This is a genomic window from Blautia obeum ATCC 29174 (assembly GCF_025147765.1).
Taxonomy (GTDB): domain Bacteria; phylum Bacillota; class Clostridia; order Lachnospirales; family Lachnospiraceae; genus Blautia_A; species Blautia_A obeum.
On the sequence record NZ_CP102265.1, the window covers coordinates 1075053 to 1101165 of the forward strand.

At 41.0% G+C, this 26113-nt stretch carries 24 protein-coding genes and 2 pseudogenes; 18 read left to right on the forward strand and 8 right to left on the reverse strand.

The window, feature by feature from the left end; genetic code table 11:
* Window positions 1–2: 2 nt before the first annotated feature.
* From NQ503_RS05145 to NQ503_RS05160, 4 genes are all read left to right on the forward strand, one after another.
* Window positions 3–599, forward strand: a complete 597-nt coding sequence (locus NQ503_RS05145) for a class I SAM-dependent methyltransferase (RefSeq protein ID WP_005426783.1) — start codon at window positions 3–5, stop codon at window positions 597–599.
* 263 nt (window positions 600–862) lie between these two features.
* Window positions 863–1030: a hypothetical protein gene (locus tag NQ503_RS05150; protein WP_005426781.1), complete on the forward strand. Its 168-nt coding sequence runs from the start codon at window positions 863–865 to the stop codon at window positions 1028–1030.
* Between the two features lie 32 nt (window positions 1031–1062).
* Window positions 1063–2268, forward strand: a complete 1206-nt coding sequence (locus NQ503_RS05155) for an ROK family protein (RefSeq protein WP_044925944.1) — start codon at window positions 1063–1065, stop codon at window positions 2266–2268.
* Between the two features lie 63 nt (window positions 2269–2331).
* On the forward strand, window positions 2332–3315 hold the full coding sequence (locus tag NQ503_RS05160; protein WP_022388654.1) for a Gfo/Idh/MocA family protein: 984 nt from the start codon (window positions 2332–2334) through the stop codon (window positions 3313–3315).
* A 307-nt stretch (window positions 3316–3622) separates the two neighbouring features.
* Here the strand turns inward: NQ503_RS05160 and NQ503_RS05165 are convergent, their stop codons facing one another.
* A complete protein-coding gene (locus NQ503_RS05165; protein WP_005426775.1) occupies window positions 3623–4783 on the reverse strand; it encodes an IS30 family transposase in 1161 nt (386 codons plus the stop codon).
* Window positions 4784–5012: 229 nt separating this feature from the next.
* Here NQ503_RS05165 and NQ503_RS05170 point away from each other — a divergent pair, with 229 nt between their 5' ends.
* The 3 genes from NQ503_RS05170 to NQ503_RS05180 all read left to right on the forward strand — a co-directional run bounded on the left by NQ503_RS05170 (window position 5013) and on the right by NQ503_RS05180 (window position 9655).
* Window positions 5013–7334: an Ig-like domain-containing protein gene (locus NQ503_RS05170; RefSeq protein ID WP_005426771.1), complete on the forward strand. Its 2322-nt coding sequence runs from the start codon at window positions 5013–5015 to the stop codon at window positions 7332–7334.
* A 90-nt stretch (window positions 7335–7424) separates the two neighbouring features.
* Entirely contained in the window at window positions 7425–8759 is a 1335-nt protein-coding gene (locus tag NQ503_RS05175; protein WP_005426766.1) for an MATE family efflux transporter, read from the forward strand.
* Entirely contained in the window at window positions 8756–9655 is a 900-nt protein-coding gene (locus tag NQ503_RS05180; protein WP_005426757.1) for a hypothetical protein, read from the forward strand. The genes NQ503_RS05175 and NQ503_RS05180 overlap by 4 nt, the downstream gene beginning before the upstream one ends.
* A 58-nt stretch (window positions 9656–9713) precedes the next feature.
* Here the strand turns inward: NQ503_RS05180 and NQ503_RS05185 are convergent, their stop codons facing one another.
* On the reverse strand, window positions 9714–10616 hold the full coding sequence (locus NQ503_RS05185) for a helix-turn-helix transcriptional regulator (RefSeq protein WP_005426755.1): 903 nt from the start codon (window positions 10614–10616) through the stop codon (window positions 9714–9716).
* Window positions 10617–10740: 124 nt separating this feature from the next.
* Here NQ503_RS05185 and NQ503_RS05190 point away from each other — a divergent pair, with 124 nt between their 5' ends.
* The 8 genes and pseudogenes from NQ503_RS05190 to asrC all read left to right on the forward strand — a co-directional run bounded on the left by NQ503_RS05190 (window position 10741) and on the right by asrC (window position 17494).
* Entirely contained in the window at window positions 10741–11916 is a 1176-nt protein-coding gene (locus tag NQ503_RS05190; protein ID WP_022387814.1) for an MFS transporter, read from the forward strand.
* A gap of 516 nt (window positions 11917–12432) precedes the next feature.
* On the forward strand, window positions 12433–12594 hold the full coding sequence (locus NQ503_RS17920) for a hypothetical protein (protein ID WP_005426748.1): 162 nt from the start codon (window positions 12433–12435) through the stop codon (window positions 12592–12594).
* Between the two features lie 32 nt (window positions 12595–12626).
* A pseudogene (locus tag NQ503_RS17710) lies at window positions 12627–13085 on the forward strand (cation transporting ATPase C-terminal domain-containing protein); the annotation flags it as partial.
* A 66-nt stretch (window positions 13086–13151) separates the two neighbouring features.
* A pseudogene (locus NQ503_RS17715) lies at window positions 13152–13847 on the forward strand (AI-2E family transporter); the annotation flags it as partial.
* Between the two features lie 169 nt (window positions 13848–14016).
* Window positions 14017–14706 carry a Crp/Fnr family transcriptional regulator gene (locus tag NQ503_RS05205; RefSeq protein WP_005426742.1) on the forward strand — a complete coding sequence of 230 codons (690 nt, stop codon included), beginning with the start codon at window positions 14017–14019 and terminating at the stop codon, window positions 14704–14706.
* 20 nt (window positions 14707–14726) lie between these two features.
* Window positions 14727–15725 carry an anaerobic sulfite reductase subunit AsrA gene (gene asrA, locus NQ503_RS05210; protein ID WP_044925938.1) on the forward strand — a complete coding sequence of 333 codons (999 nt, stop codon included), beginning with the start codon at window positions 14727–14729 and terminating at the stop codon, window positions 15723–15725.
* 1 nt (window position 15726) lies between these two features.
* Window positions 15727–16515 (forward strand): anaerobic sulfite reductase subunit AsrB, encoded by a 789-nt coding sequence (gene asrB / locus NQ503_RS05215; RefSeq protein ID WP_005426738.1) that lies wholly within the window; start codon window positions 15727–15729, stop codon window positions 16513–16515.
* A 13-nt stretch (window positions 16516–16528) separates the two neighbouring features.
* A complete protein-coding gene (gene asrC / locus NQ503_RS05220) occupies window positions 16529–17494 on the forward strand; it encodes a sulfite reductase subunit C (RefSeq protein WP_005426737.1) in 966 nt (321 codons plus the stop codon).
* An 89-nt stretch (window positions 17495–17583) separates the two neighbouring features.
* Here the strand turns inward: asrC and hcp are convergent, their stop codons facing one another.
* Together hcp and NQ503_RS05230 are read right to left on the reverse strand one after the other, a co-directional pair.
* Entirely contained in the window at window positions 17584–19188 is a 1605-nt protein-coding gene (gene hcp, locus NQ503_RS05225) for a hydroxylamine reductase (protein WP_005426735.1), read from the reverse strand.
* 14 nt (window positions 19189–19202) lie between these two features.
* Entirely contained in the window at window positions 19203–19799 is a 597-nt protein-coding gene (locus NQ503_RS05230; protein ID WP_005426733.1) for an ATP-binding protein, read from the reverse strand.
* A gap of 97 nt (window positions 19800–19896) precedes the next feature.
* Here NQ503_RS05230 and NQ503_RS05235 point away from each other — a divergent pair, with 97 nt between their 5' ends.
* Complete coding sequence (locus tag NQ503_RS05235; protein WP_044925936.1) at window positions 19897–20589, forward strand: Crp/Fnr family transcriptional regulator; 693 nt, start codon at window positions 19897–19899, stop codon at window positions 20587–20589.
* A 41-nt stretch (window positions 20590–20630) separates the two neighbouring features.
* On the forward strand, window positions 20631–21062 hold the full coding sequence (locus tag NQ503_RS05240; RefSeq protein ID WP_005426731.1) for a flavodoxin family protein: 432 nt from the start codon (window positions 20631–20633) through the stop codon (window positions 21060–21062).
* Window positions 21063–21312: 250 nt separating this feature from the next.
* On the opposite strand, the gene NQ503_RS05245 is transcribed toward NQ503_RS05240, so the two are convergent.
* The 3 genes from NQ503_RS05245 to NQ503_RS05255 form a co-directional block, all read right to left on the reverse strand.
* Window positions 21313–22539, reverse strand: a complete 1227-nt coding sequence (locus tag NQ503_RS05245) for a hypothetical protein (protein WP_005426723.1) — start codon at window positions 22537–22539, stop codon at window positions 21313–21315.
* A gap of 88 nt (window positions 22540–22627) precedes the next feature.
* Window positions 22628–23341 carry a response regulator transcription factor gene (locus NQ503_RS05250; RefSeq protein ID WP_005426720.1) on the reverse strand — a complete coding sequence of 238 codons (714 nt, stop codon included), beginning with the start codon at window positions 23339–23341 and terminating at the stop codon, window positions 22628–22630.
* A gap of 4 nt (window positions 23342–23345) precedes the next feature.
* Window positions 23346–24629, reverse strand: coding sequence for a sensor histidine kinase (locus NQ503_RS05255; RefSeq protein WP_005426718.1), 1284 nt, complete (start codon window positions 24627–24629; stop codon window positions 23346–23348).
* Window positions 24630–24900: 271 nt separating this feature from the next.
* Here NQ503_RS05255 and NQ503_RS05260 point away from each other — a divergent pair, with 271 nt between their 5' ends.
* Entirely contained in the window at window positions 24901–25113 is a 213-nt protein-coding gene (locus NQ503_RS05260; protein ID WP_005426717.1) for a hypothetical protein, read from the forward strand.
* Window positions 25114–25345: 232 nt separating this feature from the next.
* Here the strand turns inward: NQ503_RS05260 and NQ503_RS05265 are convergent, their stop codons facing one another.
* Window positions 25346–26107, reverse strand: a complete 762-nt coding sequence (locus NQ503_RS05265; protein WP_005426714.1) for an SDR family NAD(P)-dependent oxidoreductase — start codon at window positions 26105–26107, stop codon at window positions 25346–25348.
* Between the last annotated feature and the right edge of the window lie 6 nt (window positions 26108–26113).

Below are 26113 nucleotides of genomic sequence, written 5' to 3' on the forward strand. Positions count from 1 at the left end.
TTATGAACCAAAATGAAACACAATGGGATAAATTGCTGAAGATCAAAACCACCGGACGGGACGATTCTCGTTCGGATCAGTATCGATATCCATATGAGCCGACGCAGTATTGTGTATTGGAGCGGCTGGCAAACAATGGCTTGATAACGAAGAAAAATGTGCTTCTGGATTATGGTACAGGAAAGGGACGAGTATGTTTTTATCTGTCTTATCAGACGCGATGCAGATCTATTGGTGTTGAGTATGATGAGCGAATTTTTGAGAGTGCCGAAGCAAACCGAGAACATGCTGTATCAGGCAGGAAGGTTTCGTTTGAACTGACCAGTGCAGAAAAATATACAGTCCCGTCTGAAGTGGACAGATGTTATTTTTTTAATCCGTTTTCTGTGGAGATCCTGCGCAAAGTTCTTGCTGGAATTTATGAGTCATATTATGAGAAACCAAGAGAAATTTTACTGATGTTTTATTATCCGTCAGAAGAATACCTTGGCTGTCTCATGACCGAAGAACAATTGATGTTCTACGATGAGATCAATACAGAAGATTTGTTTGAAGGGAAGAATGATCGAGAGAAAATACTAATATTTTCAGTTGATTGAATAAAAAATTAACCTCAAATGCCTTTGATCCACTTGTATAATAAAACTATAAACAATACTTACGATTTATATAGGAGCTGAAGAAATTTGAAATGTTTTATGGGATATGAGACAAATTGTCTTGTATCCTTTTTTCTATATTTCACCGGGAAAAGTTATAGAAAAAAATCTGTAGTTTTTTTGTGTTCTATCTTGACGAATAGTAAAAAGATTGTATTATATAAATATAAAGTAAAAACGTTGTACTAAATAAAAGCATCACAATGCATGGAGGGGATTTTATTCTCGAAGTAGGTGGCGGCGATTGGGCAAGTCATATGATGGAACATGAACTTGGAGGAATGTTTGATGTGGCACATGGTGCAGGATTTGCGACAATCTGGGGAATCCGGGCTATGGAAGAATACGATGGCGAAATGATTTTGTGGTAAGATAAGACCAAAAGCATATGGGAGCAGGAAAAATGGCGAAATCAGGAGTCAACAATACACTTTTAAAACAGAGAAACCGGGGGCTGATCCTAAAACTGATCGCGACAGGACAATGCAGTTCCAGGATCGAGTTATCGCAGAAAACGGGACTTGCCAAGATGACCGTCACTTATATCGTGAATGAGTTTTTGGAACGAGGGATCTTTGAGGAACGGCAAAAAGTACAGGTAGAAGGAAAGGGACGCAATCCGGTACAGCTATGCATTTCAGATAAGGCACCGAAGCTGATCGGTGTGCATCTTTATCGGGAAATCTGCAGTGTGATTCTCTGCGATATACAGTTGAAACTGCTAAAAAAGATTTGTTTTCCGGTAACTGAAGAGACAGCACCTCAGCTGATGGAGCACATCTTTCATGCACTGGATCAGATTATGGAAACACTGGGAGATGAGAAGATATACGGGATTGGAATCGGCGCAATCGGGCCGGTGGATAAGAATCGGGGTAAGATCCTGGCACCGCCGAATTTTTATGGGCTGCATGACCTGGAAATTGCCAGGGAAATAGAGGAACATTGTCATATGCCAGTCTTTTTTGATGGGGAGAGTAACTGTGCCGCGATCATGGAGAAATATTATGGCGCAGGAACGGACTGTGAGGATTTTATTTATGTAGATCTGGCGAACGGTGTGGGCTCCGGACTGGTTGTAAATGGGGAATTGTATGCGAATACCAGTGGAATGATCTGTGAACTGGGGCATACGAGCATTGACTGGCAGGGAGAACCATGCAGCTGCGGAAACCGGGGATGCCTGGAACGCTATATTTCCAGCAATGTACTTGAAAGCCAGCTTCAAAAAGTAACTGGGGATATGAAAGATTTTCGGGGATTTTGCCAGGAAATGGATGAAGCAATCAAGGAAGGTGAAGGGAATACATTTACCAAAAGACAGCAGGATATGGATCGGGTCTTTACCGAAATGACAGAGAAACTGTCTTGTGCGCTGGTAGGGTTTGTCAACAGCCTGAATCCACAGAAGATTATCATCGGCCATGAGGGTTACTGGATTCCAGATCCATATCTCTGTAAGATAGAGAAACTGGTTAATGAACGGCATATTGAACGGAAATATCGCCAGATACAGGTGGTAAAATCCGGTTTTAAAGATGAAGCGACCGTTTATGGGTGTACAGGAGCACTGCTGACAGCGGTATTTGAGGGAAGTTTTTTTGACTAGGAAAAGTTAATAGATCTTGTAGTGAAAATTTGGGGTTAAAAAATGGAAAGTGAGGCAAAGGCTATGAGAAAAATCAAATGGGGCGTTATGGGAACTGCATTCATCTGTGAGAGGAGTACTTTCCCAGGCATGCTGCAGGCAGAAAACTGTGAAATGTACGCAATTGCAGGAAGAAACATGGAAAAAGCAGAACGGTTCAAAGAAACCTATGGCTTTCAAAAAGCCTATGGAAGCTATGAGAAATTACTTGCAGATCCAAAAGTAGAGGCTGTTTATATCCCGCTTCCCAATACCATGCACTATGAATGGACGATTCGGGCTCTTAAAAGCGGCAAACATGTGCTCTGTGAAAAGCCGCTTGCACCGACAGAAGCACAGGCAGAAGAAATGTTTAAAGCTGCAGAAGAAAATCATGTATACCTGATGGAAGCATTTGCATACCAGCACAGCCCGTACATTGCTGCGGTCAGAAAAGAGATTGAAAATGGGACCATTGGAGATGTGCGCTATATGGAGTCTGCCTACATCACTTCGGATTATGACCCGAAGAATATCCGTATGAGAAGAGATACCCTTGGCGGTTGCACCTATGATCTTGGTGTTTACAATACCAGCCTGATCTTGCGTATTCTGGGTGATGAACCAGCGAAGGTAAGAGCAATCGCCAGCTTTTCGGAAGAAAAAATTGATACGCTTACATCTGCTATATTTGAATACGCGGACGGTAAAAAGGCAGCATTTTCCTGCGGCATGGCACTGGCAACGGACCTTGACAGGCATATCGACCGGTTCGAAATCCAGGGAACGAAAGGCAGTATCAAAGGAACGGGTTTTGAATTTAATGGAGACGGGGAATTAAGTTACACAATAACTTTCTTTGATGGCAGGGAAGAGATGAAAACCATCTCTGTTCCACAGAACTACCGCCTTGAAGTTGAACAGATGGGACGCTGTGTGGAAGGAAAGGAAACACCGGCAGTGACCAGGGGATTTTCCCTGGCAAATGCGAGGATGATTGATGCGATCCTTGAAGAAATCGGATATTAATTATTTTATTTTGATTAAATCATCTAGCTAATAGTTTGCATCAGAAATGCTGACTTGAAAAGTTAAATTCCAGTGAAAGAGTAAATTCCATCAGGATTTAAATTTTACTGATTTTGTGCAGGATTTTGAGCAAAATCCTGCATTTTCTGTTATAATTAGCTCAACTTATCGAAAATCTCTTGATTTTATGGCATGCTAAACGGACCACTGGAAGGTAGTGTGTCAGACTAAATTCCACCGGTCGCATTCAAAAAATGTGAAAAGTTTACTTCCAGTCTGACAGCAGATTTCGATTAGTTTTGTTCTATTAAGAGTTAAAGCGTATCAGCTTAGGCGTCAGATTGACCTCATCCGGGGCAATCGGTCTAAGCTGAAATGCATTTAACACTTCTTCACCTAATGTTTCAAGCACGACACTGTATGGTGTCCGTCCTCCAAGGCTTTCCCTGGGCGTTGAATTGATATGGTTTACGATCAGGTTTACATCCCACTGGGAGAGAAATTCAAAGCTGGTTCCTTTGGGAAGCACCATACGGAGCATGGTATGTGCCTGTTCCAGACCGCCTTTTTGTCCGCTGTGCATAGGATCACAATAATAAATACTGGTGCGCTGTATGCCATTTGCTCCTGTTTCCAATGCTTCAGGATCACCGAATTCTGTTCCGCGGTCGGTTAATATATGTTCAAATGTTGAGATAAATCCATAAGTCCCCAAACGCTTTTCCAGCCGGTCAAAAATGAGTCGGACAGCACCCTCCGTGCAGCGGTTCATCAGAAAGGTAAGAAACAGCTTTTCCTTTGTGAAAAAGAAGGTAAGTAGTGTCTTCTTTGAATCTCTGGAAGAATGAACAGTATCCATTTCAGTAAACGACTCCAGATGCAGCGTCTGAAAATCCTGATAAGTACGATTAATGAAAACTGTACGGTTTGAAATCTGTGTTTTGTGGCATTTATGTGGTTTAAATTTCACCTTGCGTTTCAGATCAACATTACGTGCTGTGAACAGTCCCTGATCCAGATAGCTGTACAGGGTTCTGACTGATAATTCCAGTTCCGGATGGTTGGTAACAATCTGATACGGAGACTGACTGATCTTCTTTGGACATCCATTACAAACATACGGAGCCTTATCTAAACGGGAACAACGTTCTTTTTCAAAGTCCCTGCAGGTCTGGTTACATGTTGGACAGGAAGAGCATTTCACACCGCAAAGGATGATCTTTCCACAAGCATTTGTTTTTCTACAGTGATACCTGTGTACGCAGAAATTTTTTGCATTATAGAAAGTGCCTTTATGGTACCAGTCAGAAATTCGGTGGGCTTTTACTTCTTTGGATATGGTAGTAGGGTCCTTGCATAAAAACTTAGCTATGTCCTTGAAGGTTGTTCCCCTGTTCAATTCATCTTCGATGTAAATACGGTCTTCAAGTGTAAGATGTTTCTGGTTTCCTGGTATATATTTACTCATGATTTTTCATTCTACTGCTGTCAGAAGGAAAGATAACCGTATCATTTTTGTATGAAAGAGTAAATATCAACTGCGTGGGAGTAAATTCCACCGCATAAGCATGCGGTGGAATTTAAATAAAAAATTTACGCCCGTGTTGTCTGTGATAACATATATTGACGATTAATGATATATAATGATAAAATTAATGTAGCATATATAACATCTTACAGTGACTGCATCGCTAAGTATGACACCGGTGGTTCCTGTCTGGGCGGAAGAAGAGGTTGAGATCGAAAACGAGTCTCAGGCAGAAGAAATAACAGAAGACGGAAATTCTGGAATGAGTGATTTCGCTGAGGTAACAGATGAAACAGAAGAACTTCCGGATATAGATCTCGAGGAAGAAGAAACCCAGACAAATGAAGAGGTCGCTATGGAGATTACGCCAGAAGATGATCAGAATGCTGAAACAGAAGAAGATTTCAGTGATTCTCAGCCGGAAGCAGGTGCTTATGGCAGACCAACCTCAATTAATATTAAAGACGATGCTGGCTATATTTGGAATGGTTATTATAATGATGACGGAACGATCACAATCACCGGTTCACAGGGAGTCTGGGGAAATGCAAAAGCCGACAGCAGTAGCCAGAATAATGATGCGCTGATCATACCTTCTGCTATTGGTGGAAAAACAGTCTCAACAATTGCTGATTTTGAGGGAAGTGGCTTATTCAGCATGTTCAGCCCTGAAGTGATCAAAAAGATTGTTTTACCGAAGACCATGACTTCTGAAGAGATCTTCTCCAATGCAACAGATGGAGTCTGCTATGGACTTTTTGGGAAATTTGTAAACCTGAAAGAACTGGATCTTGGTGGAGTGAAGGTAGGAGCAGGTGCAATTTTTGGATGGGGAGAAAATAACCATAATGTAATCCCATTAGAGAAGTTGACGATGAAAGACCAGTGGTCTGTAGATTGGGATTCTAGATATGAAGTTCCGACAAAAATCCATAGCGGAATTAAAACGTTAACACTCTGGGGCGATTATACAGACTATGGTGGAATTGAGGTGGCGGATTATCCTAATCTGCAGACACTGGAGATCACCGGAGAATTTAGTGAGATTGGATTGGAGAACTGCCCAAATCTGGAGCGTGTAGATGCTTCGAAAGATATTAATCAGGTATATTTTACAAAAATTAAAAACTGCCCGAAACTGGACGTTCCTAAGATACGTGTAAATGAGAAATTTCTGGATCAGAGCTGTATGTTTGAAAATTCCAAAGTAGAGGAGATTACGGTTGATCTTCGGAACAGTTCCTATTTGCAAATTTATAAATCCGTATTCTGCAAGGCATATAATCTGAAAGCAATTTATGTGGAAAATGCCGGAGATACTGGCTTCTATTCTTCAGATGGAGTTTTATACTGGAAAGCAGGAAAACAGAATGATCTGTTCTTTTATCCACCGGCAAAGAATCCGGGAGGCGTATATAATGTTCCAAAAGATCTGACCTGTATTTATGTATTCGCATTCTATGGAAGTAAAGTGAATAAAATTGTCTTCCCGGAAGATATTACGGGAAGATATTACCAGGACAGAGAAAGCCTGGGAAGCTGGTATACAACAAAAGATTTTCCTGAACTTACCGGAAAAGATTGGTTTTATCTGGGAAATCTGTGTACTGCTAAAGTTTCAGTAATCAAAGGAACCGGTGCAACCTTGGGATGGTATACGAACTGGTCTGAATGGTTCGAAGATACCGGATTCAGCGTATCTCAGGTAGAATTTCGAACGGGATCTACGCACACGATCAGCTATAATCTGAATGGCGGAATAAATGATCCGGCAAATCCTGTATCTTATACGGTAGGGGTAACGGCACCATTTACTCTGAAGAATCCTGTGAGAAATGGCTATACATTTGTAAAGTGGGTAGACCAGAATGGGTATAGGGTTAAGGCAACAGAACCATATGGTTTGTCAGGAAATCTTGTTTATATAGCAATCTGGGAGAAAAACAGTACTACAACCAATGTGACTTCCAGCCAGCCGAAACTGACTATTACAGGTACTACGAGAAAAGTAGCAGTGGGAAAGAAAACAAAACTGCAGGTAAAAACTTCTTCAGGAGTTGTTAATCCATCCAATCTGATCTGGACTTCCAGTAATAAGAAAGTAGCAACTGTAAACAGTAGCGGTGTCGTAACATTTAAAAAGAAAACCGGTGGTAAGAGGGTTGTGATTACTGCTGCATTGAAGAATAACAGAAATGCAAAGGCTACATATAAACTGACTGCGACAAAGAATCCGGTAACAAAGATCACAATCTCAGGCAAAAAAACAATGAAAATAAATAAGTCCCAGAGATTAAAAGCAAAAGTCAGTGGAAAATCCGGCGCATACAAGACTGTAAAATGGACCAGCAGTAACAATAAATACGCAACGGTAACATCAAAAGGTCAGGTAAAGGCACTGAAAGCAGGAAAAGGAAAGACAGTAACAATTACTGCATCAGCACTTGATGGAAGTGGAAAGAAAGCAAGATTTAAAATTAAACTGAAATAGATTGCAAAGTAAAATAAAGAATAGAGAAACAGTAAAAACAGTCTGGTGATTGAGGTGAGAACACCTGAATCATTCAGGAGTATAACAATTATGATTACAGATTTTACTAAGGAGCATCCTGACCGGACATTGTGGAGATTCTGGATTCCGATGATGTTTAGCGTGATGTTTCAACAGATCTACAATATTGCGGACAGTATGATCGCAGGAAAATTCGCTGGTGAGGATGCGCTTGCAGCTGTAGGTGCTTCTTATCCAATCACAATTATTTTTATGGCATTTGCAGTGGGAATGAACCTGGGAGCTTCTGTGGTAGTATCCAGATTATTTGGCGCAGGTGACAGAAAAGGAGTAAAGCGCGCAGTAACGACAGCTTTTGTCTCTTCACTCGGACTTGCGGCGGTACTCACTGTTTTTGGATATTTCTTCAGCAGTAATATGATGGAATGGATACATACACCACAGAATATTATGGCAGATGGAATTTTGTATCTCAAAATATATGTATTCGGTATGATTTTTCTGATGCTTTATAATGTATGTACTGGTGTATTTACTGCGTTGGGCGATTCCAAAACTCCATTGTATTTTCTACTGGGATCATCCGCCGGCAATATTATCCTTGACCTGATATTTGTGGCTCAGTTTCACTGGGGAGTTGCAGGTGTTGCCTGGGCTACTTTTATCGCACAGGGGATCTCAGCTGTACTTGCACTGTTGACATTGTTTTCCAGACTCAGGTCTTTTGCAGGAGAAGAAAAACAGCCGTTTTTCGACAGAGGATATTTTACTCAGATATTTGCAATTGCAGTACCAAGTATTTTACAGCAGAGTGTACTAAGTGTCGGAAATCTTTTTGTACAGGATATTGTCAATCGCTATGGCTCGGCAGTTGTTGCCGGTTATTCAGGCGCTATTAAGCTGAACACTTTTGCTATTAATATTTTTATGACATTGGGATCCTGCCTTTCAAGTTATACTGCCCAGAATATTGGCGCTGGCAAAGCAGAAAGAATACCGCTGGGATTTCGGACTGGTCTGAAACTCTCAGCGGTGGCAACTGTACCATTTGTTGTTCTGTATGTAGGATTCAGCAGACGGATGATGGGACTGTTCCTGAATGCAGAGAGTGGGGCAGCGATTACAGCAGGAATGGAGTTCCTTCGGATAGTCGCACCCTGGTATCTTATGATCGTAGTAAAGCTGATGACAGATGGAATCATCAGAGGAGCCGGTGCAATGACATATTTTGTTGCTGCAACTGTGCCGGATCTGATCATCAGAATTCTATTTGCATTGATGTTCAGCAGAAATTATGGAAGTACTGGAATCTGGATGGCATGGCCATTTGGCTGGATTGCCGCTACAGTGCTGACATTGGTTTTCTATAGAAAAGTCAGAAGACAGTCGGGAGATCTAGCATGAAAAAACGAGCATATTACCATCTTCCGGGGCTATTTGAGTTTTATGAACTGTACCGAGTATTTCTGCCGTTGTTCCGGGAACATAGAGAATATTTCTATGACTGGTGTGAGATTGGTTCAATATACGGGGCTCCGTCAGACTGTATCTGGGGCGGAGGCCGTACATCCTTTGGAGAGGCAGATGCGGAAAAAGTACTGGATCTGATGCAGGAATATCAGATATCCGCCCGACTGACATTCAGTAATTCACTTTTGCGGGAAGAACACTTGCAGGATCGGAAATGCAATGAACTCTGTGCGTTGTTGGAAAAAAACAATAAACCTCAAAATGGTGTGATCATCCATTCGGATCTACTTTCATATTATCTGCAAAAGAACTATCCGGGTCTTTATCTGGTCTCATCAACTACAAAAGTACTGACAAATTTCAGTGATTTTTTACAGGAAATAGACAGAGAGGAATTCAGATATGTAGTACCGGATTTTCGTCTTAATAAAAAATTTGATCAGTTAAATCAGATGAATACACAGCAAAAAGAAAAAGTGGAATTCCTGTGTAATGAATGCTGCTGGTTTGGATGTAAGGACAGAAAAGCCTGTTACGAAACAGTCAGTCGGAAAAATCTGGGAGAAAATTGTCAGGAACATATTTGTGCAGCACCTGATTCCGGAGAGGGATATCTTTTTTCAAAAGCAATGGCAAATCCTGGATTTATTAGTGTGACAGATATCAAAGATATTTATCTGCTAATGGGATTTTCTAATTTTAAGATTGAAGGACGCGGGCTGGGAAGTGCACTGATTTTGGAATTCCTGCTGTATTATATGACAAGACCAGAATACCAGATTCATGTCAGAGAAAAGATATATCTGGATAATATGCTGGATCTTTTTTGAGTACGAAAAGATGAAGTTATAGGGGCAATATCCATATATAGAATTGCAAGAAAGAGCATCAGGAAACTGGTGCTCTTTCTTGGTTTCGATAGTCAGTAGGAGTCATCTTATATGTTTTTTTGAAAGTTCGGCAAAAATGATCTACGTTGTTAAATCCGGTGTTATTAGAGATTGTGGCTATTTTTTCTTCTGTATTTATTAGAAGAAGCGCTGCTTGTGTAAGGCGATAGTTGATAAGATACTTAACCGGTGTCAGTTTAAGGTTATTCTGAAAAAGATGAAGGGCAGTACTCTTGCTGATATTTGCAGTTCTGGCAATATCCTCAAGTGTTATATTTTCCGAATAATGTGCATGAACGTATTGCATCATCAGCTGAAGCCGTGTTCTGGAAATTACAGCGCCCATGTTTTCAAATTGATCAAAAGTCAGATTTTCTAAAAGTAATATCCAGAGTTGCTGAACTGACATAGATACAATAATCTCACGGTTAAATTCTGTTTCCTGTACTGCAATTATTGTTTTTATGATTTCAAGAGCTTTTTTCTGCCAGGGAATATCTGGTTGAAAAACGAGATATTCAAGAGAAGATGAAATTACAGGATTGATATATTTTTTATAAATGAGACTGTCCTGTGGTGCAATAAATGAAGGCTGAAACAGAAAATTGGGAATGATGGCATCGCTTGAGGATTGTAATCGATGGAGAATTTTGGAATTGATCATTATGCCGTTACCCTCATTAAGTTCAAAGTGAACCGTACCAATATCAAAAACCACATTTCCGCTTTCGATATATATAAATTCCAGCTCACTGTGCCAGTGCCAGTCGATGCACTTAAAATCAAACAGGGCTATGTTTTCATAATAATAGCGAAAAGGATACTCGGCGCTTCCATGATGGACGGTTTCCATTAAGTTGGCATCCGTTGTTGTTTTGGTGAATTGATTTTGAAAACTCATGGCTATTAATACCTCATATAATTGAACAATACGATATATTACAATAAAATATGAAAAAATTACAATGAAATTAGTGTACACATATTATATAATACAAACAAATATTATTCAAGGAGCATCTTACATGAAGAATTATAAAAAAACCAAATTGGCCTGTTATCTTGGATTTATAACACAGGCAATCGCTGCTAATTTCGCACCGCTTTTATATTTGAAGTTTCACGCGGAATACAATATTACACTTGGAAATATTGCACTTATTTCCACCTGTTTTTTCTTTACTCAACTTATAGTTGATTTATTTTGTGCCAAATTTGTTGATAAAATAGGGTACAGAATATGTATTGTAACTTCAGAAGCCTGCTCAGCCATAGGTCTTGTAGGACTTGCTTTTCTCCCGGGAATTCTCCCGAATCCTTTTGCAGGAATTATAATAAGTGTAATTATATATGCAATTGGCAGCGGGCTTATTGAAGTGCTTTGCAGCCCGATCATTGAGGCATGTCCATTTGATAATAAAGAAGCAACTATGAGCTTGCTTCATTCTTTTTATTGCTGGGGAGCAGTAGGAACAATTCTTGTTTCAACAATTTTCTTTGCAGTATTTGGAATCGACAGCTGGAAATGGCTGGCAGTTCTGTTAGCCTTGATTCCGACAGTAAATATCTATAATTTTGCAACCTGTCCTATTGAATATCTTGTAGATGAGGACGAAGGAATGGGTATATCAGCTCTTTTTAAAACACCATTATTCTGGATTGCTATTATTTTGATGGTATGTTCCGGTGCTTCTGAATTATCTATGGCACAATGGGCTTCTGCATATGCTGAAGCAGCGCTTGGCTTAAGCAAAACAATGGGAGATCTTCTGGGACCATGTTTATTTGCTGTCTCCATGGGAATCAGCAGAATACTATATGGAAAATACGGAGAAAAAGTAGATCTGTCAAAGTTCATGCTTGGTTCAGGTGCATTATGCGTAGTATGTTATGTTCTTGCATCACTCTTTTTAAATCCTGTAGTAGGACTTACAGGATGTATCCTGTGTGGCTTTTCTGTTGGAATCATGTGGCCGGGTACATTAAGTATCTCATCTAAGAAGTTTCCGGCAGGTGGTACTGCAATGTTTGCACTTCTTGCCATGGCTGGAGATCTGGGAGGAAGCATCGGTCCTGGTATTGTTGGACGAGTAACCCAGATGGCGGGAGATAATATAAGGAGCGGTATGTTGGTCGGCCTGATCTTTCCCGTGGTAATGGTAATCGGACTCTTATTTTTTGATAAGATAAAGTCCAGATAACTTTTCAAAATTTGTCTACAGAAAAGAGATGAAAATACGAATGGAAACAAAACAAATTATTCTTGAAACAAGGACGGATGAGGATGTTATAGAAATAACACTGGCAATGATTGATCTACAAGTGCCTGTATTACATGAACCACGATATACTGATTTGGGTTATGAAAGTTGTTTTTTGTGTGGGAAAGACCTGCAAATGCGTATAATTCATAGAAAAATAATTATATAAGAACTCTTTTGAAGAATGTCTGATTTACAAGGCTTAGGAACTTCTTGACAGTGATATTGATTTGATATATGATTGTACCAAATAAAGGGGAGTAACCTACGCTTTTAAAATGTGCGTTTGTGGTATCGTCAGTACGGTGAAAACATCCGGTGTCGCAAGAAAATGGTGAGACTTTTATTGCATTTTTGTTATGCAATAAAGGTTTCTTTTTTTATACATTTTTATCGAAAAGATCTTTCATTGCATAAAAATCCAATAGACATTTATGAAAAGAGGAGGCATAAGTGATGAAAGAAATTTATCAACAGACAGTAAAAGATAAAATCCAACGTCAAAACCAGGAGTTTTCGATGGAAGGTCTGCGAGTATTGGATTTTACTTATCGTGAAATTCCAGAGAATCACACTTTAACTATAAAAGATGAGAATCACCTGGTATTCTTGGCTTGATCGCGATGATGGATCCGCCGAGAGAAGAATCATCTGGAAATTTTGGCGCAATCTTAGCAGTTCTTTGTGCATCAATTGCAGGATTACCAGTTCCATTTGCCCCGGTACATCTGCTGTTTATTAACCTTTTGACAGACAGCCTTCCGGCAATTGCATTAGGAATGGAACCACATAGAAGTGAAGTGATGAATGAGAAGCCAAGATCAGCAGATGAATCGATACTGACAAAAGATTTTCTTAGTAAGATCGGTCTGGAAGGTTTTGTGATTGGAGCTATGACAATGATTGGATTCTTAACAGGATATCATCAGAACGGTGCATTGCTCGGAAGTACATATGCGTTTGGAACTCTTTGCCTTGCTCGACTGTTTCATGGATTCAACTGCAAATCAGATCATCCGGTCATTTTCACAAAAGTATTCTTCAACAATAAATGTTTGCAGGGAGCATTTGCACTTGGTGGCGCAATTGCATTTGTGATCAATGTGCCAATGAGCTTTTTGGAAAAGATAATTCTTGGAAAGACAAAAGAAAACAATAAATTGGCTAAAAAATTAGCAAGACCGGTAAGTTTGTTTCTTACAATTATATTACTGGTCAGTGTGATTGGTTTGGTTATATTTGGAGTAATTCCACAACTTACACAGACAACGGGAAATCTGATGACAAGTATTGCTGACTTTATCCCACAGATGAAAAACTGGATCCGTGAGTTTTCACATGATAACCAGGAGATCATGAAACTGGTAAATCAACTTCAGTTTAATCCTGACCAGGCAATCAAATGGGGGATAAGTATTCTTGGGAGCGGAGCCGGAAATATGATGAACACAACAATGTCAGCATTAGGTTCCATTGCAAGTGGATTAGCGACCTTTTTTATTGCATTTACGGCATTGATTCCTATCTTTGGAGCTTTTATTGGATGTGCAGTGGGTGTTTTTTTGATCTTCATGGTAAGTCCAAAACAAGCAGTTTTATTTATTATTATATTTTTACTCTTACAGCAGATTGAAGGTAATCTGATTTACCCGCATGTTGTTGGCGGATCTGTTGGCCTTCCGTCGATTTGGGTGCTGGCGGCAGTGACAATCGGTGGAAATCTTATGGGAATAGTAGGTATGCTCATTTTTATTCCGACTGTATCGGTGTTTTATACTATTTTTCGCGAATATGTCTATTTGCGTCTGAAAAAACAGAATATAAAACGAGTAACGCGGACAGAAGTGGAAGAATATGATAAGAGGGTATAATTGAGTGATGAAACTGGCAGAATTAAGACGTAGGGAAACTTACGTCTTTTTTTAATGTGACATACATCACGGAAAATGATAAACTTTTTAATTATAATACAAAAGGAAAGCAAGACAGAAGCAGTTTATTATCAATGACTGTAAAAGTTATGCCAGCGAGGTTGATAAAATGGGACAGATAACGATCAGAGAACTGGAGAATATGGATTTTTTTAAAGAAATACCAAAGGATATTCTGCAGAATCTGCTTAATGAAAGTAAGGTTGTTTCATATAAGAAAAAGGAAGTGATTTTTCATTCACGCAGCAGAACGAAAACAGTATATTTCGTGTATTCTGGGGAAGTGATGCTTTACAATCTGACCAAGCACGGAAATAGAAAGGTGATTTTTATCCTGGGAAAAGGACAGCTTTTAAATCAGAGTATTGTAAGCAAAAAGCCAAATGCACTTTTTTGTGAGGCTGTCTGTCCAGTGAAGGTAATAGAAATTGCAGAAGAACAATTCCTTCAGCTTATGGAGCAGAGCCATGCTTTAACAAGAGCTGTTCTGAGAGAATATGAAAGAAATCTCTGGCGAATGGGTCACCAGTTAAAAAATACGACCGGAAACATGCAGATGGAGCGAAAAATAGCTGCAAAATTATGGAAGCTAGGTCGTGATTTTGGTGTGGATACGGAAGACGGGGTGATGATAGATATTGATCTTACTATTACCCTGATGGCGGACTTAGTTGGGGCACCAAGGGAAAATGTGTCTCGTGCCTGTAAAGTTCTTACGGATAGAGGTCTGATCCGTTATGGCAATAAGCGGTTTATATTGACGGATTCTGATGGTCTTGCAGAATTTTATAAAATGTGATTATGAGAAAGGGGTATCTGATGGGAAAACGACTCAACAGTGATGAGATGCAGACGATTTTTGAGATTTTGCAGAAATCCTATGATGTGTATGGACCGAAAATTTATCAGGGAACAGGATGCTTTTCAGATACAGATATAGTTCGTTATGGTCTGCTGAACAGCTGGGAAGAACTTGTCTGGGATCAGAAGTCGGATTACAGTTTCAAGGAAGTGCTGTTTCCAGTCTCAGAGACGATTCTTTATTTTACAGAGGATGAAATGAAAACAGCAGATGGAGTGGCACGACAGAGATTGATTTTTTTGAAAAGCTGTGATTTTCATGCTTTGAAACGTCTGGATGAGATGTATCTGAAAAACGGTGCAGAGGATTATTATTACAGAAGAATGCGGGAAAATACAGTTTTTGCTGTGATGGGGTGTAAGGAATCCGGTAAAAATTGTTTTTGTGTAAGTATGGGTACAAATCGTTGTGAAGAATATGATATGTATATTTTTCCGGATGAAAAGGGCTGCTATATGGAACTGAGATGCAGAGAACTGGAAGTATTATTATGGGATTATGGACAGAATGCACAGGAGAAACTGAATTTTGTGGAAAAGAATGAGATTCATGTAGAGATCCCGGAGAATCTTCCAGATATAATTCATCAGGATTCTATGTGGCAGGAATATGGCAGCCGCTGTATTGGCTGTGGTCGCTGCAATTTTGTCTGTCCGACATGTACCTGTTTTACTATGCAGGATATTTTTTATAAAGATAATCCAAAGGCAGGAGAGCGGCGCCGCGTATGGGCTTCCTGTCAGGTGGATGGATATTCTGACATTGCAGGAGGACACAGCTTCCGTCAGAGCCAGGGTGAAAGAATGCGCTTTAAGGTATTACATAAAGTTGCAGATTATAAGAAAAGATTTGGATATCATATGTGTGTCGGCTGTGGACGTTGTGAAAATGTCTGTCCGGAATATATTTCCTATGTTGCATGCCTTCAGAAACTGAAAGAAAAGGAGGGAAAATAAGATGACAAATGAATATATTCCTTTCTTATCTAAGATAAAAGAAATCGTGAAGCATACAGAGACAGAATATACATTTCGTATGACATATGTGGGTGAAGTAAGACCAGGACAGTTTTTTGAAGTTTCTATTCCAAAATATGGTGAGGCACCTATTTCGGTCAGTGGTATAGGAGAAGATTATGTTGATCTGACGATACGTAAGGTTGGTAAGGTGACCGGAGAGATTTTTGAATTAAATGAGGGAAGCAGCTTTTTTATGCGTGGTCCTTATGGGAACGGGTTTAAAAAGGAGAATTATCAGGGAAAAGAGCTGATCGTGGTAGCTGGTGGAACAGGAGTATCTCCTGTGAGAGGTGTGATCAGTTACTTCGGTGAGCATCCGGATGAGGTAAAAAAATTACATACAATACTTGGATTTAAATCTCCGGAAGATATTTTATTCCGTGACGATCTGAGGAGATGGGAACAGCAGATGAATCTGGTCCTGACGGTGGACTCATCCGATGACCCTTTCTATAGAACGGGGCTAGTTACAAAATATATTCCGGAACTTGAATTGGATAACATTCATGAAACTGCAGCTATTGTTGTCGGACCGCCGATTATGATGAAATTTGCAGTGGCAGAGTTTTTTAAACTGGGAATGAAGGAAGAACAAATTTGGATATCACAGGAAAGAAAAATGTGCTGTGGACTTGGTAAATGTGGGCATTGCCGAATGAATGACACATATATTTGTCTGGATGGGCCGGTATTCTGTTATTCAGAAGGTAAAAAACTGTTTGATTAGGGAGGAAAATATAATGGATATCAATACAAAGAAACTGAAGAAAAATGCCTTCCGTGTATCAAAAGTCCGTGGGCTTACGGCTTCCAGAGTGCGTGTTCCGGGAGGCTGCTGTAATGCGGATGTCATGCAGCAGATAGTAGATATTGCCAGAAAATATGGAAATGGCCAGATTCATGTTACCACCCGTCAGGGATTTGAAATTGAAGGAATCCATATGGAAGATATGGATGAAGTTAATGAGATGCTTCAACCGATCATTGATAATCTTCAGATCAATCAAAATGAAGCAGGTACCGGGTATCCGGCATCAGGAACCAGAAATGTCTGTGCATGTATCGGAAACAGAGTCTGTCCTTTTGGAAATTATAATACAGCAGCCTTTGCAAAGAGAATTGAAAAGGCTATATTTCCTAATGATCTTCATTTTAAAATTGCACTTACAGGTTGTGCCAATGATTGTATCAAAGCAAGGATGCATGATTTTGGAATTATTGGTATGACAGAGCCACAATATGACCCTAACCGCTGCGTTTCCTGTGGTGCATGTGTAAAAGGCTGTGATAAGCTTTCGGTGGATGCATTAAAGATGGAAAACTATCGAATCGTGCGCAATGAGGAAAAATGTGTGGGATGTGGAGTTTGTGTAACAAAATGTCCGACCAGAGCATGGACCAGAAGTGCAAAAAAATACTATCGTCTGACACTTATGGGACGAACAGGAAAGAAAAATCCACGTCTGGGAGAAGATTTTCTGATCTGGGCAGATGAAGACACCATCATCAAAGTTATCCTGAATACCTATAAATTTGTGAAAGAATATATTGATCCAAATGCGCCTGGCGGTAAGGAACATGTGGGGTATATTATAGACCGAGTGGGTTTTGCAGAATATAAAAAATGGGCATTGGATGGTGTAGAGCTTCCACCTGAAACAATCGTGAAAGACAATATTTACTGGAGCGGTATATATTACAGATAATAAAAAAGACAATTATAATCATAAAGCCGATGCAGGATTTTGGAATCCGGTATCGGCTTTGTTGATTCTATATAAAGATCTTGAAAAATTTATTTGCTATGATTCATCAGTGCTTTGATGTCTTCTTCTGGTGTAGTAATAGGTGCAATACCATAATTTTCCACCAGATAGTTCAGAATATTAGGAGACAGGAATGCCGGAAGAGAAGGACCAAGACGAATGTTTTTGATACCCAGGTGTAAAAGTGTCAGTAGGATACAGACTGCTTTCTGTTCATACCAGGAGAGAACGAAGGAAAGCGGAAGCTCATTTACAGAACATCCAAATGCATCTGCAAGTGCCACAGCAACCTGGATCGCACCATAAGCATCATTACACTGACCCATATCCATCAGTCGTGGCAGACCACCGATTTCTCCCAGATCGAGATCATTGAAACGGAATTTTCCACATGCCAGGGTGAGGACGATACTGTCGGAAGGTGTCTGCTTTACAAATTCTGTGTAATAGTTTCGGCCTGGTTTAGCACCATCACAGCCGGCAACCAGGAAGAAATGGCGGATTGCACCTGATTTTACAGCTTCTACTACAGTATTCGCATGAGACAGGATGGCTGCATGACCAAAACCGGTTGTTACTTTTGTTCCGCCATTGATGCCTGTGAGTAGCTGATCTTCTTTGTAACCACCCAGTTCCAGTGCTTTTTCAATAACCGGCGTAAAATCTTTCTTTTCATCAATATGAACAGCACCTGGGAAAGCAACTACTTCTGTTGTAAATACTCTGTCAGCGTAGCTGTTTTTTGGCGGCATCAGACAGTTGGTAGTGTAAAGAATAGGAGCAGGAAGATGATCAAACTCTTTCTGCTGATTCTGCCATGCGGTTCCAAAGTGTCCTTTTAAGTGAGAGAATCTCTTTAAAAGTGGATAGGCATGGGCGGGGAGCATTTCACCGTGGGTATAGATGTTGATTCCTTTTCCTTCTGTCTGTTCAAGTAAAAGCTGCAGGTCTTTCAGATCATGACCAGTCACGACAATAAAAGGTCCTTTTTCTATGGTAAGAGTAACTTCGGTTGGCTCTGGCGTTCCATAGGTTTCTGTATTTGCCTTGTCAAGAAGTGCCATACACTTCAGGTTGATTTCCCCTACTTTCAGTACTGTAGGAAGCAGAGCCTCCATACTTTCTTCATAGCCAATCTTAAATAATGCCTCGCAGAAGAAACGATTTACTTCGGCATCTTCGAAATTCAGAACATTTGCGTGATAGGCATAGGCTGCCATTCCACGAATCCCGAAAAGAATCAGAGACTTCAAGGAACGAATATCTTCGTTGGCATTCCACAGCTGCTGCATGTCGTATTCGTCTGTTTTACCGCACGGTGACTGACATCTGCCGCAGTCAGGAACCAGTCGTTCTTTTTCAGCTCTGACTTTTCGTATCGTTTTTTCGATAGCTGTATTATCAAAGCTCACATTTGTAACTGTGGTAAATAGTCCTTCAATTATGACCTGTCCGGTTCTTTTAGAAATAGTTTCTGCGCCATCGACGGCTCTTGCAAGACCGATCAACGCACCTGTCAGTTCATCCTGTAATTTAGCTGTATCCGCCTTTTTTCCACAGACACCAGCATTTCCTGTACAGCCGGTACATCCGACTGTTTGTTCACACTGAAAGCAAAACATTTTTTTATCCATTGTTGTATCCTCCTTTATTCCATAATGTTTCCATCAATACTTATTGTTATAACCTGCCATGGTAAGAATTTCCCACTATTTTGAAGAGCTTTTTTTGCTGCCATTTCCAGACCACCACAGCATGGAACTTCCATTCTTACAATTGTCACACTTTGAATGTTGTTGTTTTGAATAATCTCGGTCAGTTTATCGCTATAATCTACCTGATCTAATTTTGGACAACCAATTAAAGTCACCTTATTCCGAATAAAATCCTGATGGAAACTGGCATATGCGTAAGCAGTACAATCGGCTGCGATTAAAAGCTTAGCGTCGTTAAAATATGGCGCATTTGCAGGTGCCAGTTTAATCTGTACCGGCCAGTTCTGAAGTGTTTTTTTCTGTGCTTCTTGCACGGCTTTTTCATCATATTCAGGGGCTTCTCTTTCTTCAAAAGAAATGGCGCCTGTGGGACATTCTGGGAGACAATCGCCTAGTCCGTCACAGAAATGTTCTCTTACCAGTTCGGCTTTTCCGTTAATGATATCAATAGCACCTTCGTGACAGGCACTTGCACAGGCACCGCAGCCGTTACATTTGTCTTTATCAATCCTGATAATCTTTCTTATCATTTTATCCTCCGTCAATAGTATTTAACTTTTGTTTCTGCTAAAATTATAGTATGATAAATACAACTTGTATGTTTGATTTCCAACAGGAGGAACGATTTTGGAGAAATATTTGCCTATTCTAAGAAACAGTCCATTTTTTAAAGGTCTTAGTGATAACGAGATATTATCCATATTGCATTGTGTAAATGCAACCGTAATTTCAAAAGAACGAGCTTCTTATATTTTCAGAGCAGGAGATTCTACTGAGGTAATGGGCCTTGTGGTGTCGGGCTGTGTTCTTGTAATGCAGGAAGATCTTTGGGGACATCGGAATATTCTGTCGAAATGTCATGCCGGAGATTTTTTTGGAGAACCATATGCGGCAAGCCTGGGAGCTGTTCTGAATATCAGTGTGGCAGCAGATGAGGATTGTGAGATTATTTTCTTAAATGTCCAAAGGCTTTTGGTTACTTGTCAAACTGCGTGTGAGCATCATCAGAAGCTGATACGTAACCTGGTCAGTGTCCTGGCAAATAAGATACTAATCCTGAACGATAAGATTACTCATGTTGGCAAGCGAACGACAAGGGATAAACTATTGTCATATTTGTCGGCAGAATCCATCAGACGTTCGTCGTTATCTTTTGACATTCCCTTTGACCGGCAGCAGCTGGCAGATTATCTTTGCATAGACCGTGCGGCAATGTCTACGGAGATATCAAAGTTACAAAAAGAAGGCTTTATAAAAACAAATCGAAATCATTTTGAGCTGATTGCCTGTAATGAAACAGATTTACAAGCTGACAAATGATGGTATAATTCTTTTGTTGAGCGGATAGAAAGGGTATAGATATGAGAAAAGCAATCGTATATGCATCAGTACATCATGGAAATACAGAAAAAATAGTAAAAAGCATAGCAGAAAGATGTCAGGTTGATTTGATTGATGCAGTAAAACAGTCAGATGCAGATCTGAGAAGTTATGATATGATCGGGTTTGCATCAGGAATCTATTTTTCGAAATTTCATCAGTCGATATTAAAATTTGCAGAAAAGAATTTGTCAGATGACAAAAAGGTATTCCTGATCTGCACTTATGGTGGAAGTGCGAATTATAGATCCATAGAGCAGATTCTGGATAAAAAACATGCCAGCGTAGTAGGGAAATTTGGATGCAAAGGATATGATACATTTGGTCCCTTCAAACTGGTTGGAGGTATTGCAAAAGGACATCCGGATGATAAAGATATCCAAAATGCAGTGGAGTTTGTAAAAGACTTATAAACACGTAAAGAAGAAATAGAAATTTTCTCTGTTTTCACCACAAAATATATAATTAAGTGAGTAGCTCATTGAAACCTTTATTGCAGGAATCAATGATGTGGATGATGGACAGAATAATACAAAGGAGCTGCAGAACAATGAAGACTCAAGTTCTGCAGCTTCTTTTGTGTAAATATGATGTGTCTTTTGCGGTTGAGATACAGCTATAGATTTTCCGGTCTGCAAAATAACGGCAGAGGGGACCGGGAAATCAGATATGGCTTCCTTCGGTCAGGGAACAGCCATCCATCATGCGGATTCCGTTTATGGTATCCAGACAGGTGTCATACATTTCTTTCCATTCGTCAGAGGCATCTTCAGAGTACTGGCTGATGGTGGACATAAGATCATACTTTTTGCCATCGACTGTTTCGATGCGGCCGAGATAGCCTTGCCATACACTGTCCAAAGGCTGGTCTTCACCATCGTAATATCTGGCTTCCAGGGTCAGCACAGGAACATCCTCATTGTAATAAGTCAGTTTATATCCACCATTTTCGGTTTTGGTCGTTTCATAATGGCAGAGATATTTCCAACGCTCCGGAGTAAGAACCTGGAAGTAATCCGTCATGGCCATATCCACATTCTCTGCGTAAACAAAATCTATGGATTTGATCAGCTCTGCAGCTTCCTTTTCAGCGGTCTTATCATAGGTGTCTGACGGAGTCAGGATAAAAAGTCCAAATGTATAATCGTCAGTCTGGCATACAAGCGCATCAACATTTTTTTCTTCTTCGTTGACTGCGGTTAAATATTGATATTTCGTAGCAGGATAAGATTCAAAGGTAAGATCCTTTTGAGTGATGATCTCACCCTTTACCGGATAGTATTCTGCCAGAAAACCCTTCAGGGAAGAATCCTCCAGAGAAGAATTAGCTACTTTTAAAGCAAAGGCAGTACTTTTTCCCTCATTTACGGAACGTTGCTCGAAATAACCTTCTTTTTCAGGCATGGATTCTCTGATCGTATCATCAGCAGTGAATCCAACCCGCATATGAAGTTCGCCACGCTTTTCTGATTTAGAGTATTCTTCTGAAGAATCCCCGGAGGAGGAAGCAGCTTCTGATTCGGAATATTCCTGAAGATTGCCGTAGTCATCAATATAGTATTTATCTCTGGAGCCAATATAAGTGGTTCCGGTAGCGTCCTCCAGCCACACACTGCCATCCTCATAATAATAATGAGGTTCAAAATAACCGTCCTGTTCGGTCCAGCCGGCATCGTTGCCTTCCATCAGCTCACCGGAATCCGGATCAGGGGCATAATTACCTTCGCCGATATATTCATCCTCGGAACCATTGCGGTACCAGTAATCTCCGTTTTCATCCTGCCAGATGTACTGACCATCATCAGTTGGAGGGTCAGAAGCGAGGGCTGGGATTGCAGATATGGAAAGAGCAATCAAGCCTGTTAAAAGAAATAAGATTTTTTTATGCATAGGCACCTCCTGATAAAAAGAACTTGTCTGTTAAGTATATTGTAACAGACAGATTCTGATATTCAGAAATGTGAAGAAAAAGAGACATTTACCGGCAGGTAAAAAGATATCCCTTACCATAAACCGAGACAATGTCATATTCATCGGTATCCTCGGCACCGATCTTGACACGAAGATTAAAGATATGCCGCCGTACTGTGCTGGTATCTGTTCCCGCACAGCTGCCCCATACTGCTTCATAGAGCTCCTTTGCAGAAAAAATCTTCTCCTGGTTTTCGGCAAGGAGACGCAGCAGGGAGAATTCGGTACGGGTAAGACCTGTGTCGGTATTATTGAGATATGCGTGACCGTCCGAAAGATCCAGCCGCAGGCTTCCGATGGTGATCTGGCGGGAAGCCTGAAATTTTTCTTTTATTTTTTCTTCTATTCGTTTCTGGCGTTCCAGAAGCATCTGGATCACGGCCAGAAATTCGTCAAAATTATAAGGTTTGGTGAGATAATAGTCGCCTCCCTGCTGAAGCCCTTCTACCTTATCGCGGATATCGCTTTTTCCTGTGAGAAAAAGAACAGGGTTCATGGTTTTTTCGCGGAAGTGGCGGCAGATATCCAGGCCGTTTCCGTCCGGAAGCATAATGTCCAGGATGAGAAGATCCGGCAGCTGTTCTTCAAGCTGATGATAGACTTCGGAGACTGTCTGCGCAGTGCGAACATCGTAGCCACGGCGCCGCAGCATCCGGCAGTTGGTATTCAGCACCTGTTCTTCATCCTCAACCATAAGGATAAGCGATTTATTTTCATTCATATATTTATGACTCCTCCTCCGGAAGTGAGAAGAACACCTGAGTTCCCTCACCTTCTTGGCTTTTCAGCCATATTTTGCCGCCGTGGGCAGTGATGATCTGATGACAGACATAGAGGCCTATGCCGTGCCGCCAGTAATCTTTATCTGCAGAAACATAACCCTTGAGCGCGTTTTTTCGCATTTCTTCTGACATGCCGGTTCCGGTGTCGGAAACGCAGATGGTCTGCCAGCCCGGTTCGCCTGTAAGGGAAATGGTGATGGTTCCGTTTTGAGTGTGACGATCTGCATTGGAGATCAGATTGGTGATAACCTGGATCAGCCGTTCCGGGTCTGCAGAGATTTCCGGGAGGTCAGATTGTATCGTAAGGACCAGCTGGTTATTCCCGGAACTTGGATGACTGCTGAAATCTTTTTCTACAGAATGTAAAAGTGCTCCCAGATCTGATGGTACAAGAGAAAGGGCCAGCCGTCCCTGCTCAATGGAAACGGTATCCATCAAATCCAGCACGATCCGGTCGATCCGCATTACCGACTGTTCAATGGTGCGGAGATTTTCCTGCATAAGAGAGAAATCCAGAGGTTCTTCCTCAAGGAGCTCGGAGGTGTCCCGGGCATGGAGGGAGATGGAACTCAGAGGATTTTTGATCTCGTGGGCAACGGTGGTCAGGAAAGTAGACTTGGCATTGTCAAGGGAGCGCAGCCGCCGGTTCTGTTCCTCCAGAAGGAGCTGCTGCTGGTTATATTCCTTCAGATGAAAATAGAGAACAATGCCACAGACAGTACTTACAGAGACAAATGCCAGAAGAATATCTGCCAGCCGGTCTACTTCCGTAGCAAAAGGAGTTACAATGTGCGGAAAATGGTATGCGACCAGACACAGTCCTATATATAGGACAATCTCCAGCAGAGAAACGATCAGAGCCCGTCTTTTTTCCAGCATCAGCACGGTAAAAATAATGGCAAACACGAAGAAAGCCGGCATACCGCCATGATATCCGCCGCTGGTAAAAAACATCACCGGAAAAACGATCAGAAAAATCATGACAATGGTGATCAGATAACATCGTTGATATTTCTCACTGTAATAGGAATAAAGAAAAAGTCCTCCTGAGACGGCGACCAGCACAAGGTTGATCAGGACATTTCCCCAGGAACCGGTTCCTAGACTGAGAAGGGCCATGATCAGGCTGATCACAGTGCCTCCTAAAGCCAGGATATTAAACAGCCGGACACGAAAATCAAGGGTGAGACTGAATAATGAGTGAAAAAAATGATGTATTTCCTGCATTGAAAAATCCTCCAGTAAAAAGAAAACAATGGGAAAGCTTCTGAAGTTACTGTGATTTTATCACAAACAGAGTAAGAAAAACAGTCTGGTTATGTGAAATCGGAGGAGGCGTGAAATGTAATGGAAACTGGATTGGAAAAAATATGGAAAACTGGATAACCGTTAGAGTGAAGGATTAAGATGATTGTAAAACATGCACTTTGTAGGCTATGATTCCTGCCCGATATTTTGTATAATATTACCATAAAATATACGGCAGGAGGTAAGCGTTATGGCATTTTCACTTGACAGCAAAGTAAAGGATATCCTGAAAAATCCGGAAGCGGCAGCAGTTCTGGATAAGTACAGCCCTGACGCTTCAAAAAATCCACAGATGAAACTGGTTGGTGGTCTGACCTTACGGAAACTGGCATCTTTCCCGCAGTCGGCATTTTTGAAACCACATCTGGAAGAACTGGAAAAAGAGCTTCAGGCAATCGAATAATCTTCAAAAAAGAAGCAGCCTCCAATTTGGAGACTGTTTCTTTTTTTGAACTCAAATCTGGAAACATTTTTCTGTGTGAAGTAGATCACAAACTTTTTAGACATGGCATAGGCCAGACCAGCGCGGAAAAACTCACCTTTGACCATATTGACGGTTCCAATTGCATTGATGCGGATGATATTTTCTGTTGTTGTGTCGCTCGGTGAGACTCATATATATCCTCCCTTATTTTTTAGAAACATGTCCAGCCGCCGTCACATTTAAGTTCTTCACCGTTAACATAGCGGGACTGGTCGCTTGCGAGAAACAGGATTGCGTCAGCCAAGTCCTCCGGCATAGCAAGCTCACCGGAGAAGTTCAGCAGCATGCTGGTTCGGCCAAAGCCGAACTCGTCGGAAGGAGGCATGACCAGAGGAATGTCAGTTACGACACCACCGGGTGAAAGTGCATTACAGCGGATGCCTTCTTCCATGTACATGAATGCTGTGTTTTTTGTTGCTGCCAGCACAGCACCCTTGCTTGCACAGTAGGCAGCACCGGAAGTCTGGTGTGTTGCGCCGACGGAGCAGATGTTGACGATTACGCCACCGTTGCCCTGTGCAAGATACTGTCTGCATTCTTCACGCATTCCATACATGAGACCAAATGTGTTGATGCGGAATGTTTCCATAAGCATTGTGTCAGACATGTCCGCAATAGCGGTGTTGTCATCCATGATACCGGCATCGTTTACGGCGATATCCAGTTTTCCGAATGTCTCCACTGCTTTTTTTACCATGTTTACAGCAGTTGCCGGATCACCGACATCACCTGCATGCCAGATTATCTCGCCAGGTAGTTCGCTGCATTCTTCGGCCAGGTCTCTAAGACGCTCTTCGCGGCGAGCAACCGCCACGACCTTGGCACCTTCACGGCAGAACAGTTCTGCTGTGGCACGGCCGATACCTGCAGATGCACCTGTTACGATACAGACTTTTCCATCTAATCTTCCCATAATGTC